The sequence below is a fragment of the Sphingopyxis sp. RIFCSPHIGHO2_12_FULL_65_19 genome, from assembly GCF_001830555.1.
Lineage (GTDB): Bacteria > Pseudomonadota > Alphaproteobacteria > Sphingomonadales > Sphingomonadaceae > Sphingopyxis.
On sequence record NZ_MIAM01000011.1, the window covers coordinates 1 to 15,900 of the forward strand.

Consider the following 15,900-nt stretch of genomic DNA (forward strand, 5'->3'; position numbering starts at 1 on the left):
CGCCGGTGATTTTCATCGCGCAAGCTTTCTCAGAAGGATGTGGCACTAGACAAGGATGGAAAGAGCAAAGCCGCGCCCGCCGGGCACCGCTATCAGGTGCGCGCCTTTAGCCGTGCCAGCGCCGAAGGGCAAGTCGCTGCGTCAGGGCGTCCGGCTCGCCGCGATGCGGGGCCGCTGCGGATTATCGAAAATACAGCGAGCGCGGGCGATTTGACGCATCGATCCAATATGCCGCGCTCCATCGGTGGCATATCCCCACCCATGATGAGTATCGATCTTTCGGACCTTACCCCGCCCTCTCCTCGCGGCACGGCAGCAACGTCGCGCGGGGCACCTTGCGCCGGCCTCTTCGGCTGGCGCAAGGATGCTGCGGCAACCCCGACTGCACCCAATGCCCCGAAGAAACCAAAGCGCAATTATCCCGCCGGCTGATCCGCGAGCAGCGCGCCAAAGGCGCGGACCGCCGCCGCGGGGCCTTCCGGATAGGCCCACACGCCGCCCGAAACCGCAAGGAAATCGGCACCCGCGTCGACCAATATTCTCGCATTGTCGACCGTGATCCCGCCGATCGCGACGCATGGCAGCTCGAACATGCCCTGCCACCATTCAAGGATTTCAGGGTCGGCGCGATGTTCGACCGTTTTTGTTGTCGTCGGGAAAAAGGCGCCGAAGGCGACGTAATCGGCTCCCGCCTCGCCCGCCTCCATCGCCAGATGACGGCTCGCATGGCATGTCACGCCGATCTGGCTTTCCGGCCCCAATATCCTGCGCGCCTCCTTGGGGTCGCCGTCGCCCTGCCCCAGATGCACGCCGTCGGCGCCGAGACGCTTGGCAAGCGCGACATCGTCATTGACGATGAACGCGACGTCGCGCGCGGCACAGATGGCCTGGAGCGGTTCGGCGAGCCGCGCCGCTTCGTGCTGGTCCAGCCCTTTGACGCGAAACTGGAAGGCTGCGACGGCACCGGCGTCGAGCGCCGCGACAAGCCGGTCGGGAAAATCGCCGCCGACATCGAGCGGCGAGATGAGATAAAGCTGGCAATCGGTTATGGTCATGGCGCGTTCATAGCGACGCCGCCAGACGCGGGCAAATGCAGAACTTACGCCGCCTCGCGATCCTTGCTCTCCCCGCTGCACTGGCCCTTTCCGGCTGTGCGACGACCCTTGAGGCGCCGCTCGCCGACGGCAGCGACGTCGCGCTGGGGCAAAGGGCCTATGTCGACGGTCCGATCGTCCAGCCGGTCGAGGTGGTCGAGGACAGCCGATGCCCGATGAACGCGCGCTGCGTGTGGGCGGGCCGCGTGCGGGTGAAGATGGTCTGGATTCGCGGAAACGGCAAGAAACAGCCGTTCGAGGCCATGCTGGGCGAGCCGGTGCAGCTTGCCGATGGACAGTTCACGCTCGAATCGGTGCGCCCCGAAAAGATGACCAATGTGACGATCAAGCCGTCGGACTATCGCTTCTCGTTCCGCTTCGCGGGCGGCCTCTAAAGCACCCGCGCCAGCACGAAGCCGTCCCATTTCTTGGCGCCGACGGTCTGCACTGCGGTCGCATCTATCCGCGGATCGGCGGCGAGCATGTCGAAAAGCGCGCGCGTGCCGATAATACGCTCGTCGTCGCTGTCCGCGTCGATCACGCCGCCCTCGCGCACCACATTGTCGACGATTATCGTCGTGCCAGGACGCCCGAGGCGGATCGCTTCGGAGACGTAAAGGCTGTTGCTCTGCTTGTCGGCGTCGATGAAGATGAAATCAAAGGGCGCCTCGTCGGTCATCGCCGCGAGACTTTCGACCGCGGGTCCGGTGCGAATATGCACCTTCGCGGACACGCCCGCCCTTTCGAGGTTTTCGCGCGCCACGCCGGCATGGTGCGCCTCGAGTTCGAGCGTCACCAATTCGCCGTCGTCGGGCAATGCGCGGGCCAGCCAGACCGTCGAAAGCCGCCCAGCGTTCCGATTTCGAGGATGCGCCGGGCGCCCGCCATCTGCGCGAGCAGGAATAGCATCTTGCCCTGCGTCGCCGACACGTCGATCGGCGGCAGCCCCTCTTCGGCATTCTTTGCGAGAATGGCGGCAAGCGCGTCATCGTCGCCAAGCAATTTGGCGGCGATATAATCGTCGACGGCTTGCCACCGCTCTCCCATCACGTCAGGCCACGGAGGCCGCGTGAATATCGTCAATCGCGCCGCCGAGCGAGGCGTTGAATTCCTCGTCGCTCATCTGGTGCCGGAGGTCTTCGAGCAGCGCGCGGCTGAAGCTCGCGATGATGCCGGGGTTCTTCGCCAGTTCGACGCACGCCTCAGGGCGCGCAAAGCCGCCCGACAGCGCGACGACGCGCAGCACCTTGGGATGATCGACCAGCGGCTGGAAAAGGCCAGGCTCCGTCGGCAGCGACAACTTCAGCATCACTGGCGCGCCGTCCCAGGCGTCGAGGGCCGCCAGCAATTCGTCGAGCAACAGGCGATCCGCCGCGTCGCGCTCGGCGCTTTTGATATTCACTTCGGGTTCGATGATCGGGACCAAACCATGTGCGGCGATCCGCGCAGCTTCAGCAAATTGCTGCTCGACAATTGCCTTAACGCCCATGGGGTTGGCGAGATTGACGACGCTGCGCATCTTGGTACCGAAGACGCCCTTGGCGACCGCGCGTTGGCAAAGACCGTCAAGGCCCGGATTGGCTTTCATCAACTGGACGCCGTCGGCCTCGTCTTCGAGTCCCTTGTCGACTTTCAGGAACGGAACCACGCCGCGTTGCCAAAGCAGCGCGGGAACGGATGTGCCATCCGCTTCGCCGTCCATGGTGCGCTCGAACAGGATGGCACCGATCACCTTTTCGCCGGTGAAGCACGGTGACGTGACGATGCGGCTGCGCATCGCGTGGATCAGGCCGAACATTTCTTCGTCGTTCGAGAACGCATCTTCACCGATGCCATAACCTTTCAACGCCTTTGGCGTCGAACCGCCGCTCTGGTCGAGCGCGGCGATAAACCCCTGCCCCGATTTGATCTGCTCAAGCATGGCGGCGTTGGCGGTGGTCATAATGTCTCCGTCGATTTGCATACGTATGTGGCGGCGCGCATAGCGACCCCGCTGCGGGGATGCAATGCGGCAGGAAAGTCTATGCCTTCAGCGCGTCCACGCCCGGCAAAGCTTTTCCTTCCATCCATTCGAGGAAGGCGCCGCCGGCGGTTGAAACAAAGGTAAAGTCGTCGCCCACGCCCGCGTGATTGAGCGCCGCAACGGTATCGCCCCCACCCGCAACCGAAATCAGCGATCCTTCCCGCGTCAGCGCCGCTGCTGTCCGGGCAAGCGCGACCGTCGCGGCATCGAACGGCGGCGTCTCGAACGCGCCAAGCGGGCCGTTCCAGACGAGCGTGCGGCAATTTTTGAGCACGTCCGCAAGCGCCTCGACCGCGGCGGGGCCGACGTCGAGGATCATTTCGTCGGCGGCGACTTCGTGCACGTTTACAGTGCGCGTCGGCGGGTTGGGGGCGAACTGCTTCGACACCACCACGTCATAGGGCAGATGGATCGTGCAGCCCGCGGCATCGGCCGCCTCGAAGATCGCATTCGCCGTATCGACCAGATCATGCTCGCACAGCGATTTGCCGACATCGACGCCGCGCGCGGCAAGAAAGGTGTTCGCCATGCCGCCACCGATGATCAAATGGTCGACCTGGCCGACGAGGTTGCGCAGAACATCTATCTTGCTCGACACTTTCGCGCCGCCGACGACGGCCGCCACCGGATGCGCCGGATTGCCGAGCGCGGCGTCGAGCGCTTTGAGCTCGGCCTCCATCGCGCGGCCTGCATAGGCCGGCAGGCGGCGCGCGATACCTTCGGTCGAGCCATGGGCGCGGTGCGCCGCCGAAAAGGCATCATTGACGTAGAGGTCGCCGATTTCGGCCAGTGCATCGGCGAACGCCGGATCGTTCTTTTCCTCACCCGGATAGAAGCGCGTGTTTTCCATCACCGCGACGTCACCCGCGGCGAGCACCGCGATTCCGGCTTTCGCACCCTCGCCCACCGCTTCGGGGATGAACATCAACGAATGGCCCAGCACATCTTCGACCCCGCCCATGACCAGGCTGAGCGACTGCGTCGGGTTTTTCGCACCCTTCGGCCGCCCGAAATGCGCGAGGAGCAAGACGATCGCACCCTTGTCCGACAATTCGCGGATCGTCGGCATCGCCGCCTGGATCCGCGTCGCATCGCTGACTGCGCCGTCGATCATCGGGACGTTGAGGTCGACGCGCACGAGCACGCGCTTGCCGGTGACGTCACCGATATCGTCGAGGGTCTTGAACGCGGTCATTCTTGTCACTCCGTTCCCGGAGTGTGCCCCTGCGAAGGCAGCGGCCCATCTCCTACGCCATCCTTCTCCGCTGGCGTCCGTTTATCACGATCCGCCGGGAGATGGGCCCCCGCCTTCGCGGGGGCACAAACAGGTTACAGCAGTTTGGCGATCACACCGGCGGTATCGACCATGCGGTTCGAGAAACCCCATTCATTGTCGTACCAGCTGACGACGCGAACCAGCTTGCCTTCGAGCACCGCGGTTTCGAGACTGTCGATCGTCGAGCTGGCGGGGCAGTGATTGTAATCGATCGAGACGAGCGGCTCGTCGGAGAAGGCCAGAACCCCCTTCAGCGCGCCTTCCGAGGCGTCCTTCAGGATCTTGTTCACTTCCTCGACGCTCGTGTCGCGCTTCGGCGTGAAGGTCAGGTCGACAAGGCTGACATTCGGTGTCGGCACGCGGATCGCCGATCCGTCGAGCTTGCCCTTGAGTTCGGGCAGCACTTCGCCGACCGCGCGGGCGGCGCCCGTCGTCGTCGGGATGATCGACATGGCGGCAGCGCGCGCACGGCGCATGTCGGGGTGGATCTGGTCAAGGATCTTCTGGTCGTTGGTGTAAGCGTGGACCGTGGTCATCAGCCCCCGCTCGATACCGAGCGTGTCGTTCAAAACCTTGGCGACCGGCGCAAGGCAGTTGGTCGTGCAGCTGGCATTCGAGACGACGACATGCTCGGCGGTCAGCTTGTCGTGGTTGACGCCGTAAACGACGGTCAGGTCGACGCCCTTGGCGGGCGCCGAGATCAGGACGCGCTTGGCGCCGGCGGTCAGATGCTTCGACGCGCTGTCGCGATCGGCAAAGAAACCCGTGCATTCGAGCGCAATATCGACGCCGAGTTCGGCGTGCGGCAAGTTCGCGGGGTCGCGTTCGGCGGTGACGCGGATGCGCTTGCCGTTGACGACCATGGCGTCACCGTCGGCGCTCACTTCGCCCGGGAATGCGCCGTGGACGCTGTCGCGCTTGAACAGCAGCGCGTTCGACTTGGCATCGGCAAGGTCGTTGATCGCAACGAGTTCGAGCCCGCAGTCGGGACGTTCGAGGATGGCGCGCGCGACGAGCCGTCCGATGCGTCCGAAACCGTTGATTGCGACTTTCACTGCCATGTCGAGGAGTCCTTTCTGCGTGTGGGCGGCCGGGTTCTTAGTTGCTCAGCCGGTCCAGGATCTGGGGGGTGATAGCATCGGCGGTAAGGCCGAAATGCTTGAATAGGTCTTCAATCGGCGCCGATGCGCCAAAGCTGTCGATGCCGAAGCGCAGGCCGTGACGGCCCGTGTAGCGCTCCCAGCCGAAGGTGGTGCCCGCTTCGATCGACACGATCAGCGCGTCGTCGGGCAGGATATCGGCCTGATAAGCCTGGGCCTGTTCATCGAAAAGCTCGGTCGAGACCATCGACACGACGTCGGCGCCGTGACCGGCGGCTTCGAGCTTGTCGGCGATTTCGATCGCCAGCGAAACTTCCGAACCCGTTGCAACGAGCACGACCTTGCGCGCGGCTGAGGCGCCGCGCAGACGGTAACCGCCTTTCAGGCAAAGATTTTCGGTGACGTCATGGCGCAGCGGCGGGAGGTTCTGGCGGGTGAGCGCAAGCAGCGAGGGCCGGCTTTCCTGCGCGAGCGCCAGTGCCCAGCATTCGGCGGTTTCGACCGCGTCGGCGGGACGCAGCACGAGCAGGTTCGGCATCGCGCGCAGCGACTGGAGATGCTCGATCGGCTGGTGCGTCGGACCGTCTTCGCCGAGCCCGATGCTGTCATGCGTCATCACATAGACGACGCGCTGCTGCTGAAGCGCCGACAGGCGGATCGCAGCGCGGCAATAATCGGCAAACACCAGGAAGGTGCCGCCATAAGGAACGACGCCGCCATGCAGCGCCATGCCGTTCATCGCGGCGGCCATGCCGAATTCGCGAATGCCATAATAAATATATCGACCCGTATAATCGTCCTTTGTCAGCGGCTTGGTCGACGATGTTTTGGTATTGTTGGAGCCTGTCAGGTCGGCGCTGCCGCCGACCAGTGCCGTGATATCCGCGGTCAGAGCGCCAAGCGTGTTCTCCGATGCCTTGCGCGTTGCGACCTTCGGCGGTTCGGCGACGAGACCGTCCAGATAGGCCTTGAACGCGTCACCCGGAGTGATCTTCCCACTCAGGCGGTCAGAAAATTCTTTTTCCTTGTCGCTATTTGCGAGCCGATCATTCCATTCCGCATGAAGAGCCTTGCCGCGTTCGCCAAACGCCGCCCAGGCGCCGGCCACGTCACCGGGAATGACGAACGGTGCTGCTGTCCAGCCGAGCTGGTTGCGCGCAGCGGCAATCTCGTCGGCGCCCAGCGGGGCGCCGTGGGTCGCCGAGGTGCCTTGCTTGTTGGGCGCGCCAAAGCCGATGATCGTGCGGCATGCGATCAACGACGGACGCGGATCGGCGAGCGCGGCGTCGATTGCGCGGCGGATGTCGGCGGGATCGTGGCCGTCACAGCTTTCGACATGCCAGCCGGTTGCCGCATAGCGCGCCGCGATATCTTCGCTGGTCGACAGGTCGGTCGATCCGTCGATCGTAATCTTGTTGTCGTCCCACAGCACCGTCATGCGGCCGAGGCCGAGGTGCCCCGCAAGGCCGATCGCTTCGTGGTTGATGCCCTCCATCAGGCAGCCGTCGCCCGCGATCACCCAGGTGCGGTGATCGACCAAGTCGTCGCCGTAGAGCGCATTCAGATGGCGTTCGGCAATTGCCATGCCGACCGCCGTCGCCAGCCCCTGTCCCAGCGGCCCGGTCGTCGTCTCGACACCCTCAAGCTCGAAATTTTCAGGATGCCCGGCGCACGGACTGTGCAGTTGGCGAAAATTGCGAATGTCGTCCAGCGTCGGCCGCGCATATCCGGCGAGATGCAGCGTGGCGTAAGCGAGCATCGAGCCATGCCCCGCCGACAGCACGAATCGGTCGCGGTCAGCCCATTTGGGGTCGCTCGGATCGAACTTCAGATAATCCGAATACAGCACGGTGGCGACGTCGGCCATGCCCATAGGCATCCCCGGATGGCCGCTGTTTGCGGCCTGTACGGCATCCATCGCGAGCGCGCGGATTGCGTTGGCGAGCTGGCGTTCGGGCAGTGTCATTCGTCCCCCGGATATGGCTGGGCTGGTGCCGGACACTCGGCCCGGACTGGATGCGGACAGCCCTTTGCGGTGGCAGGGGCAGGAGTCAACCGCCCGTAACGGAAAATCGGCGCATTTTCGACAGAGAGGGCAATTGCACGCCCTCCCCGCCGCTGCTACCCCTTGGGCATGGAACTCGACCTCGACGAATCCAGCTTGGCGATCGGCCGCATCGAACGCGCACTGAGCCGCATCGAAAAGGCGCTGACCGATCGCGCTGACCGGCATTCAGCGGCCGGGACCGCTCCCTCCGCCGACCAATCGGCGCTCAAGGCGGAGGTCGCCGCGGTGATCGGCGAACTCGACCGGCTGATTGCGGAGGCCGACCGTGGCTGATGTCAAACTCACCATCGCGGGCCGCCCCTATGACCTTCATTGCGAGGATGGGCAGGAAACCCAGCTGCTCCAGCTTGCCGCTGTCGTGGACGAAAAGGCCCGCGCAATGCCGGGGGGGACGGAGGTTCGTCAGCTGCTTTTTGCCGCGCTGATGCTCGCCGACGATGCGCAGGACGCGAAGGGCAAGATCGAAAAGTCCGAACCGCAATCCGATTCGCTCCGCGCGGCGGTCGCGCTGGCCGAAAGCCGGGAAGCGGCCGCACGCGACGAGTTGCGCGCTGCGGTGACCCGCGAACAGGCGGCGCTCAAGGAACTGAAAGCCCTGCGCGACGCGGCCTCTTCCGCCGCACCGACGCCCAAGCCGTCCAACGACCGGGCATTGCTGCAAATTGCCGACCGGATCGAGGCATTGGCCGCGAAAGTCGAGCAATTCCCTTGAGCAAGCGGGTCCGCGCTCCTACATAGGGGATGGCGGGTGCTGCCCGGCACGAGCTTTTGCGAAAATCCCTGAGGCGATACATCATCCTAGGGAGCTGTCCCTGCCCGGACCCTGGTCCGACGTATATGGTTCCCACCTGACGTTACTGGCGTCAGAGGATCTTCCAGCAAACGACCTCGGCGGTCCCGCCAACCCAGAGCCAGTCCATATCCCAAGTCTCACGGGGGGAGGCGATGACCGATTTGTCCGCCGATCTGGTCCAGCAAAAGCAGCTATTGCGCGAGAAGCTGCGCTTTCGGCGCAAGCATTTTGCAGCGAATCTCGACGGAATGGCGCAACTGGCGGCATTCCGCGCCCTTCCCGCACCACTGTCCGAACTTTTGGCCGACCACGACATCGTCGGCGCATATTCGGCGTGGGGCGACGAACCCGACATTCTTCCTTTGCTCACGGGCACCGCCGCCGTCAGCGCAATTGCCCTGCCCCATCACGCTGCGCGGGTCGCCGAGATGGGCTTTCGCCGCTGGCAACCGGGCGAATCGCTGGTGAAAGGGCCATGGAGCACCCGGCAACCTGTCGATGACGCCCCGCCGGCCACCCCCGATCTGATTTTCTGCCCGCTGATCGGTTTTGATCGCAGGGGCGGCCGCATCGGCCAAGGCGGCGGCCATTATGATCGCTATTTCGCCGCGCATCCCGCGGCATTGCGAATCGGTGTCGGCTGGTCGGTGCAGGAAATCGACACCGTCCCGCGCGAATCGACCGACATGACGCTCGATGCGATACTGACCGAACAAGAATTCATCCTGTGTGGAGACCGACTGTGAGCCCCGACCCCGCGAATCCCCAGCCGAGCTGGCGCAAGCCCGCCGGCATGTTCCTGATCCTTGCGTTGATCGCGGTCTGGACGGCCATCATCGTCAGCGTATCGCCATGGGTCGGCGCCTGGCCGGTGCTGGTGCAGGCCATCTTCTACCTCGCGGCAGGGGTCGTGTGGATATTGCCGCTCAAGCCGCTGCTTCGCTGGATGGAATTGGGGCGATGGCGCGGCTAAAAAGCCGCGCCCACCCAAAAGATTTCGGTGATGAAATCGCTCCCAAACCGCGGTAGCCATTCCGTCCTGAAAGGAGGGAATGGCGCGAGTGACGGGGCTCGAACCCGCGACCTCCGGCGTGACAGGCCGGCACTCTAACCAACTGAGCTACACCCGCGTGCGCTTGGGAGCCGCGCCAATATGGCGCCCGCCCCGACCTGTCAACCGTCGCTTTCCTCTTGTGTGCGATTTAATCGATCGCGCACCTCGTCGGTCGTCGTCAACGTGCCGTGCTCGAACAGGAAACCCGCCAGATCGGGCGTTCCAGTCGATGCCAGCACGGTTTGCAAAATCAGCAGCAGCGGCACGGCCAGCAAGGCCCCCGGAGTCCCCCACACCCATCCCCAGAAGCTGAGCGAGACGAGAATCAGCAGCGGATTGATCGTCAGCCGCTTGCCGAGCACCAGCGGCGTGATCAGATTCGCCTCGACCATATGGACGCCGATAAAGATCAGCGCGGGCAACAACGCCAGCCCGACGGCATCGAAGGTCATCAGTCCGCCGAGTCCGAGCAGAACCGCCGCAACGATCGGCCCCAGATAGGGCACGAAATTACAGATACTGACGATTCCGCCCCACATGAAAGGTGACGGCATCCCAAGCGCCCACAGCAGAAGCGATACCGTCAGGCCAAGGATCGCGTTGATCATCGTGATCGTCGCCAGATAGTCGGCGGTCGCATCGACGACATTCTGGATAACCCGCGCGGTCTGCATCGCACCGTCGAAACTGCCGCGCCGCCGAATCGTCCCCTTGCGCAGCCGCGTCCAGCCGGCGAGGAAAAAGAAGATGACGAGCACCGCGAAGAAGAGCTGGATCGCCACGGCAGGCGCCGATGAGATGAAATAATCGACCACCGATGTCGGCGCGGTCGCCGCAACGGCCTGCGCCGTGGCCTCGGTCCCGCTTGCCACCGACATCAAGGTGCGATCGACGAAGCGTTGCAGCGTCGAGTAAAAATCGATCAGCGGCGCGAGGTTGCTCTGGATGCGTGGGATCGATTCGGGGATTCGCGCGAACCAGCCGGTCGCGGGCACGACGATGATCGCCAGCGCGGCGTTGATGATCGCCAGAAAGGCCGCGAGCGACAGAAAGGCGGCGAGCGCGGACGGCACCCTGCGCCGTTCGAGCCATTCGAGCAGCGGCACGAGCGCGATCGCGATGACAATCGCGGCGGTGAGCGGCAGGAAAAATTCGGCGCCCGCCTGCAAAGCAAAGGGCAGCCCGAGGCAAAAGGCGGAGCCAAGGATCAGCGCAAGCGCGGCGAGAAGGCGATCGCGGCGAAAATCGTCGATCTCGATCTGGTGCAGCGGATTGACGCGTGGCGGCCGCCCATCCTTGCTGCCCCGGTCGTCCGCCACCCCTGCTCTCCTCGTTAACCGCCTCGTCTTACGCGAGCTTTACGTTCCACGCCAGCCGCCCCGTTTTGCGACGAACCGGGCTGCGCCCTTGTCCCTATCTGGGTCAAAATCTGTCTTTCTTCCTGCTTTTTAACCAGAAATTACCCTTTTTCGGCGACTGACGGCTCCAAGGACCAACCTTTTCGGAGTCAAAGTGATGATGATAGCGCCTGTGGGGGGCGCGAAGCATCGGCTTCTTCCCTCTTGCTCAACTCTCGCCTTGCTGGCGGCTCTCACGCTGCCGACGCAGGCCTATGCCCAGGTCGCAGCGCCGCCGCTCACCCGCGCCGGCACCACGATCAGCAACACGGCAACCGCCACCTTCGACAATGGCGGCGGCCCGCAGACGATCGATTCAAACCGCGTCGACCTGCTCGTCGATGAATTGCTCGACGTCACCGTCGGCTCGAACAATCCGACCGATGTGCCCACGACGCCGGGCGCGACCCAGCAAGTGCTGAGCTTTCGCGTTACCAACGCCGGCAATGGCGCCGAAAATGTGGTGCTGAGCACCATCGCCAATGCCGGCGGCGACAATTACGACCCCGTCGTCACCCAGATCTATATCGATGCGGACGGGAACAACGCGTTCGATGCCGCGACCGACACGCTTTATACGCCCGGAACGGGCGACCCGCTGCTCCAGCCGGAATCGGCGATCACTGTCTTTGTGGTTGCAACGACGCCTGCGGGCGTCGTCGATGGCAATCGTGGTGTCGTCAGCCTGGTCGCCGCGGCGAAGACCGGCACGGGCGACCCGGGTGACAGCTTTGCCGGACAGGGCGAAGGTGGCGGCGACGCGGTTGTCGGATCGACCGGCGCCGACGGTTCCGACGACGGCGCGTTCGTCGTCAGCGCGGCCACCGTGACGCTGGTGAAATCAGCGACGATCACGAACCCGCTGGGCACCGCCGACCCGATCCCCGGCGCGACGATCACCTATAACATCGTTGCGACCGTCGCAGGCAGCGGGTCGGTCAGCGGCCTTGCGATCACCGACAATATTCCGACGGATACGGTTTACGTCCCGGGATCGATCACGCTGGGCGGCAGTCCGCTGTCCGATGCGGCCGACGCCGACGCGGGCGATTTCAACGGGACGCGGATCAACGTCGCGCTCGGCACCGTTGCGGGCGGCCAGACCCGCACCGTTACCTTTCAGACCATGATCGACTGATGGAGATGCTCATGCGCACCGCCCTTTTCCTCCTGTTCGCCGCGCTGTTGCCCGGCCAGGCGCTCGCCGCCAATCAGGTCGCGCTCGACAACAATGTGTTCGTCGAACGCGTATCGACCGACGCGCAGGGCAAGCAGCGGATATTGCTCGAAGAACCGAAGGTTGTCGTTCCGGGCGACCGGCTCGTCTTCGTGCTCAACTATCGCAACGCCGGCGCACAGCCGGCCGACAAGTTCGTAATCACCAACCCGCTGCCCGCCGCAGTCCGCTTTGCGGATGCCGGCGACACGCGGCCTTTTGTTTCGGTCGACGGCGGCAAGCAGTGGGGACTGCTTTCGGACCTGTCGGTTCCGATGACCGACGGCACGCGCCGGGCGGCGCAACCCGCCGACGTCACGCATATCCGCTGGGCTTTCCAGAACCCGATTCCGGTCGGCGGCACGGGTAAGCTCATGTTCCGGGGAGTTGTAAAATAGCGAAGGAATAAAACCGCTTACCGATTGCCAGCGGTGGGGAAACGGCAATCGACATAAAACCTAGGAGCTCAGCTATGACCAGCAAGCTGACTTACATGGGTGCCATCGGCATGGCTGCGCTTTCGAGCGTTGCTGCCGCGCCGGCGTTTGCCGCCGGTACGACCGCGGGCACCACGATTACCAATACTGCCACCGTCGACTATCAGGTCGGGGGCGTGGCGCAGGGACAGCAATCGGCGTCGAACAATTTTACCGTCGACCGAAAGATCAACCTGCTCGTCGAAGAAGTCGGGACGGTCACGACCAATGTCGTGCCCGGCCAGACCAACGCCGTTACGACGTTCCAGTTGACCAACAGCGCGAACGAAACCCTCGATTTCGCCCTTGTCGCGTCCCAGATTGCCGGCGGCACCGCCGCGCATGGCGGCACCGACACGTTCGACGCGACCAATGTCCGCGTCTATCGCGACAATATCGCGACCGGCACGGTCGGAAGCTGGGACGTCGGCGATACGCTCCTGACGGGCTATGTCGATGAGCTTGTGGTCGATACGGCGATCCGGCTGTTCGTCGTGGCCGACATTCCGGCGGCGCTCGCGAACAACGCGGTCGCCGGCGTCACGCTGCGGGCGACCGCGCGCGAAGGTGGCGTCGCAGGAACGCAGGGTGCGGCGATCACCGAAACGACGGGCGCGAACACGGCGGGCAAGGACACGGTCTTTGCCGACATCGCAGGCGTTACGGGCGACGCGGCGCGCGATGGTGCGCACAGCGACAACGACGACTATACCGTCCAGACCGCGACGCTCGCCGTGACCAAGACCAGCCGCGTGATTTCGGACCCGTTCAATAACACGAGCAATCCGAAGCTGATTCCCGGCGCCGTCGTCGAATATTGCATCGCCGTCGCGAACAGCGGCAGCGCCCCGGCGACGTCGGTGATCATCAATGACCCCGTTCCGGGCCAATTGACATTCAGCGCGGGCACCATCCTGCTGAACGGCACGGTGACGGCGGGCACATGTAACGCCGATGGCGCGGCTGGCGGCAGCTATGCCGCCCCGAACGTGTCGGGGACGATCGCGACGATTGCCGCAGGCGCGACCCGCACCCTCGTCTTCCGCGCGACGGTCAACTGATCGCGTAACGGACGGAGCAGCGGGTGCGGCCCAAAAACCGCGTCCCGCTGCTCCTTTCGGGGCTGATATGGCACGCCGTACGAAATTGACCGGCTTTGTGACCGCCCTGGTTGCGGCAGCGTTGCTGCCCGCGATCCCGACGGCGCGCGCTCAGGTCATCACCAACACCGCATCGGCGCACTGGACGCATGACGGCGAACCCGGTCAGGCGCTCTCGAACCGCGTCGATGTCACGGTGACGGCGCGGCCGCCCGAACAGCCGACGATCACGACCTATCGCCTGACGAGCGGCGGCGGAAACAAATCGGTCCCGCTGGCGCCGACGCCGTGCGAACGCCCGGCCGCCCGTAGCGCGACCAGCACGATCCCGCTCAGCGGTGTGTATGAGGGTATTTCGACCGCCCCGGCATCGCTGCAAAGCACCGACAATTTCCGGGCCGGCGAAGTGCTCGTCGTGGGCGTTACGCTCGCATCGGCCAACGTCGATCCGCAGCAGCGCGACATATTGTCCGTTGCGCTTGAACTCGAGAATGGCGACCGCGAGCAGATCACGCTCACCGAAACGGCGAATGACAGCGGCGAATTCGTCGGCTTCATCAACACGATCGGGGTCCCGCCCGCGGTGGTGCAGGGGGATTGTCGCCTTTCGGTCAACCCGGGCGCTCCGCTGGCGCTGCGCGTTACCGATCGGGCGAGCGCCAGCCTGGTCGCATTGGCAACGATCAACTTCCTCGTCGATCCGTTCGGCATCATATTCGACAGCGGCGACGGCGCGCCGGTTCCCGGCAGCCGGGTCACGATCGTCGACGCAGCCACCGGCCAACCCGCGCAAGTGTTCGGCGACGACGGTGTATCCGCCTATCCGTCGAGCGTCATCACGGGGCAGAGCGTCACCGATGCGGGCGGCACGACATATGATTTCCCGCCGGGCGACTATCGCTTTCCTTTCGTCGCGCCCGGCACCTATCGCCTGATCGTCACGCCGCCGGCGCCCTATACCGCGCCGTCGCGCTCGAGCGCCGCCGACCTGGCCGGGCTGCGCCGCCCCGACGACGGCTTGCCGTTCGAGATTACCGCCGCGAGTTATGGCAACCCCTTCACGCTGAACAGCCCCGCCCCCGTGCGTGTCGACATCCCCGTCGATCAGCCGGGCCTGCCGCTGATCCTGCGCAAAACCACATCGACCCAGGTCGCAGTGCCCGGCGACGTGATTCAATATCGGATCGAGGTCGCGAACCGCGACACCCGTCGCAGCACCGGCGCGGTGACCGTCCGCGACGTCCTGCCCGCGGGCATGCGCCTCCGTTCGGATACGGTCCGCGTCGACGGCGTGCGCGTTACCGCCGATGTCGCAGGCAACGGCCGCGAATTTGCGATCACCCTGCCCGGCCTCGCGCCTTCGCGTTCGGCGCTGCTGACCTATCTGGCTGAAGTGATCGTTTCGGCGCAGCCAGGCAACGCACTGAATCGTGCCACCGCCACAGACGACCGCGGCTCGACCAGCAATGTCGCCGAAGCGACGATCGCGATCAAACGCGACCAGCTTGGCGACCGCATGACGATCATCGGCCGCGTCACTGACGGCGGATGCAGCATCGACCCCGGCAAGGCCCCCGGTATCATGGGCGTGCGCGTCATGTTGCAAGACGGTAGCTACACCGTCAGCGACGAGGACGGCCGCTATCATTTCGAGGGGGTCCGCCCCGGCCTGCACGTCGTGCAACTCGATCCGTCGACCTTGCCGCTCGATCGCGAGGCCATCGATTGCGCGCGCTCGACGCAAAGCGCAGGCAGCCCGATCTCCCGCTTCGTCGAAGGCCGCGGCGGCGCGCTGAAACGTGCCGACTTCCGCGCCGTGGCTAGCGCGCCGCGCGCGGCGCCCAACAAGGTCGCCGTCGTGGCGCCCCATGTGTTGAGCGATCCCGAAGCCGCCGGCGCCGGCCGCGACTGGCTAGCCGGACAGACGCCGGGCATCGCGTGGCTGTTCCCCGACATCGACCATAATCCGCGCGCCAAGGCCATTCGCGCCGCGGTAAAACATGCGCCCGGCCAGTCGGTCTCGCTGCGCGTGAACGGCAAGGTCGCCGATGCCCTGACCTTTGAAGGCGCCAGCAAGTCGGCGGACGGCAGCGTCGCGGTCAGCCTCTGGCGCGGGCTCGAAATCCGTGAGGGCGAAAACCGCCTCGTCGCCGAAGTGAAGGATAGCGGCGGCAATGTCGTCGAAACGCTGGAGCGCACGGTCCATTATTCGATCACCCCGATGCGCGCCGAACTCGTCCGCGAGCGATCGGTGCTGGTGGCCGATGGTGTGACGCGCCCGGTGATCGCTGTGCGGCTGACCG

At 64.8% G+C, this 15,900-nt stretch carries 14 protein-coding genes, 1 tRNA gene and 2 pseudogenes; 9 read left to right on the forward strand and 8 right to left on the reverse strand.

Annotated elements, in window-relative coordinates:
- Positions 1 to 416: 416 nt before the first annotated feature.
- On the reverse strand, positions 417 to 1,055 hold the full coding sequence (gene thiE / locus A3E77_RS02280; protein WP_293643289.1) for a thiamine phosphate synthase: 639 nt from the start codon (positions 1,053 to 1,055) through the stop codon (positions 417 to 419).
- 35 nt (positions 1,056 to 1,090) lie between these two features.
- On the opposite strand from thiE, the gene A3E77_RS02285 reads away from it, so the two are divergent.
- Complete coding sequence (locus tag A3E77_RS02285; protein WP_293643290.1) at positions 1,091 to 1,489, forward strand: hypothetical protein; 399 nt, start codon at positions 1,091 to 1,093, stop codon at positions 1,487 to 1,489.
- On the opposite strand, the pseudogene A3E77_RS02290 reads toward A3E77_RS02285, so the two are convergent.
- The 5 genes and pseudogenes from A3E77_RS02290 to tkt all read right to left on the reverse strand — a co-directional run bounded on the left by A3E77_RS02290 (position 1,486) and on the right by tkt (position 7,459).
- A pseudogene (locus A3E77_RS02290) lies at positions 1,486 to 2,141 on the reverse strand (O-methyltransferase). The gene A3E77_RS02285 and the pseudogene A3E77_RS02290 overlap by 4 nt on opposite strands.
- 4 nt (positions 2,142 to 2,145) lie before the next feature.
- Positions 2,146 to 3,036: a fructose bisphosphate aldolase gene (locus tag A3E77_RS02295; RefSeq protein ID WP_458574403.1), complete on the reverse strand. Its 891-nt coding sequence runs from the start codon at positions 3,034 to 3,036 to the stop codon at positions 2,146 to 2,148.
- Positions 3,037 to 3,115: 79 nt separating this feature from the next.
- Positions 3,116 to 4,312, reverse strand: a complete 1,197-nt coding sequence (locus A3E77_RS02300) for a phosphoglycerate kinase (RefSeq protein ID WP_293643291.1) — start codon at positions 4,310 to 4,312, stop codon at positions 3,116 to 3,118.
- A 134-nt stretch (positions 4,313 to 4,446) separates the two neighbouring features.
- Positions 4,447 to 5,454, reverse strand: coding sequence for a type I glyceraldehyde-3-phosphate dehydrogenase (gap, locus tag A3E77_RS02305; protein ID WP_293643292.1), 1,008 nt, complete (start codon positions 5,452 to 5,454; stop codon positions 4,447 to 4,449).
- 37 nt (positions 5,455 to 5,491) lie between these two features.
- Positions 5,492 to 7,459 (reverse strand): transketolase, encoded by a 1,968-nt coding sequence (gene tkt / locus A3E77_RS02310; RefSeq protein ID WP_293643293.1) that lies wholly within the window; start codon positions 7,457 to 7,459, stop codon positions 5,492 to 5,494.
- Between the two features lie 168 nt (positions 7,460 to 7,627).
- On the opposite strand from tkt, the gene A3E77_RS02315 reads away from it, so the two are divergent.
- From A3E77_RS02315 to A3E77_RS02330, 4 genes are all read left to right on the forward strand, one after another.
- Entirely contained in the window at positions 7,628 to 7,834 is a 207-nt protein-coding gene (locus A3E77_RS02315) for a hypothetical protein (protein ID WP_293643294.1), read from the forward strand.
- The gene (locus A3E77_RS02320) at positions 7,827 to 8,273 is read left to right on the forward strand and encodes a cell division protein ZapA (protein WP_293643295.1); all 447 of its coding nucleotides are present in this window, start codon (positions 7,827 to 7,829) and stop codon (positions 8,271 to 8,273) included. Before A3E77_RS02315 ends, A3E77_RS02320 begins: the two co-directional genes overlap by 8 nt.
- Before the next feature lie 233 nt (positions 8,274 to 8,506).
- Complete coding sequence (locus A3E77_RS02325; RefSeq protein ID WP_293643296.1) at positions 8,507 to 9,100, forward strand: 5-formyltetrahydrofolate cyclo-ligase; 594 nt, start codon at positions 8,507 to 8,509, stop codon at positions 9,098 to 9,100.
- Complete coding sequence (locus tag A3E77_RS02330) at positions 9,097 to 9,327, forward strand: DUF2842 domain-containing protein (protein ID WP_293643297.1); 231 nt, start codon at positions 9,097 to 9,099, stop codon at positions 9,325 to 9,327. Before A3E77_RS02325 ends, A3E77_RS02330 begins: the two co-directional genes overlap by 4 nt.
- An 80-nt stretch (positions 9,328 to 9,407) precedes the next feature.
- Here A3E77_RS02330 and A3E77_RS02335 read toward each other — a convergent pair.
- Positions 9,408 to 9,484 (reverse strand) — tRNA-Asp (locus tag A3E77_RS02335).
- A gap of 43 nt (positions 9,485 to 9,527) precedes the next feature.
- A complete protein-coding gene (locus A3E77_RS02340; RefSeq protein ID WP_293643298.1) occupies positions 9,528 to 10,727 on the reverse strand; it encodes an AI-2E family transporter in 1,200 nt (399 codons plus the stop codon).
- A 259-nt stretch (positions 10,728 to 10,986) separates the two neighbouring features.
- Between A3E77_RS02340 and A3E77_RS02345 the strand changes: the two genes are divergently transcribed.
- The 4 genes and pseudogenes from A3E77_RS02345 to A3E77_RS02360 form a co-directional block, all read left to right on the forward strand.
- Complete coding sequence (locus A3E77_RS02345) at positions 10,987 to 11,943, forward strand: hypothetical protein (RefSeq protein WP_293643299.1); 957 nt, start codon at positions 10,987 to 10,989, stop codon at positions 11,941 to 11,943.
- A gap of 11 nt (positions 11,944 to 11,954) precedes the next feature.
- Complete coding sequence (locus A3E77_RS02350) at positions 11,955 to 12,419, forward strand: hypothetical protein (protein WP_293643300.1); 465 nt, start codon at positions 11,955 to 11,957, stop codon at positions 12,417 to 12,419.
- A gap of 74 nt (positions 12,420 to 12,493) precedes the next feature.
- Positions 12,494 to 13,558: a hypothetical protein gene (locus A3E77_RS02355; protein WP_293643301.1), complete on the forward strand. Its 1,065-nt coding sequence runs from the start codon at positions 12,494 to 12,496 to the stop codon at positions 13,556 to 13,558.
- Positions 13,559 to 13,625: 67 nt separating this feature from the next.
- A pseudogene (locus A3E77_RS02360) lies at positions 13,626 to 15,900 on the forward strand (hypothetical protein); the annotation flags it as partial.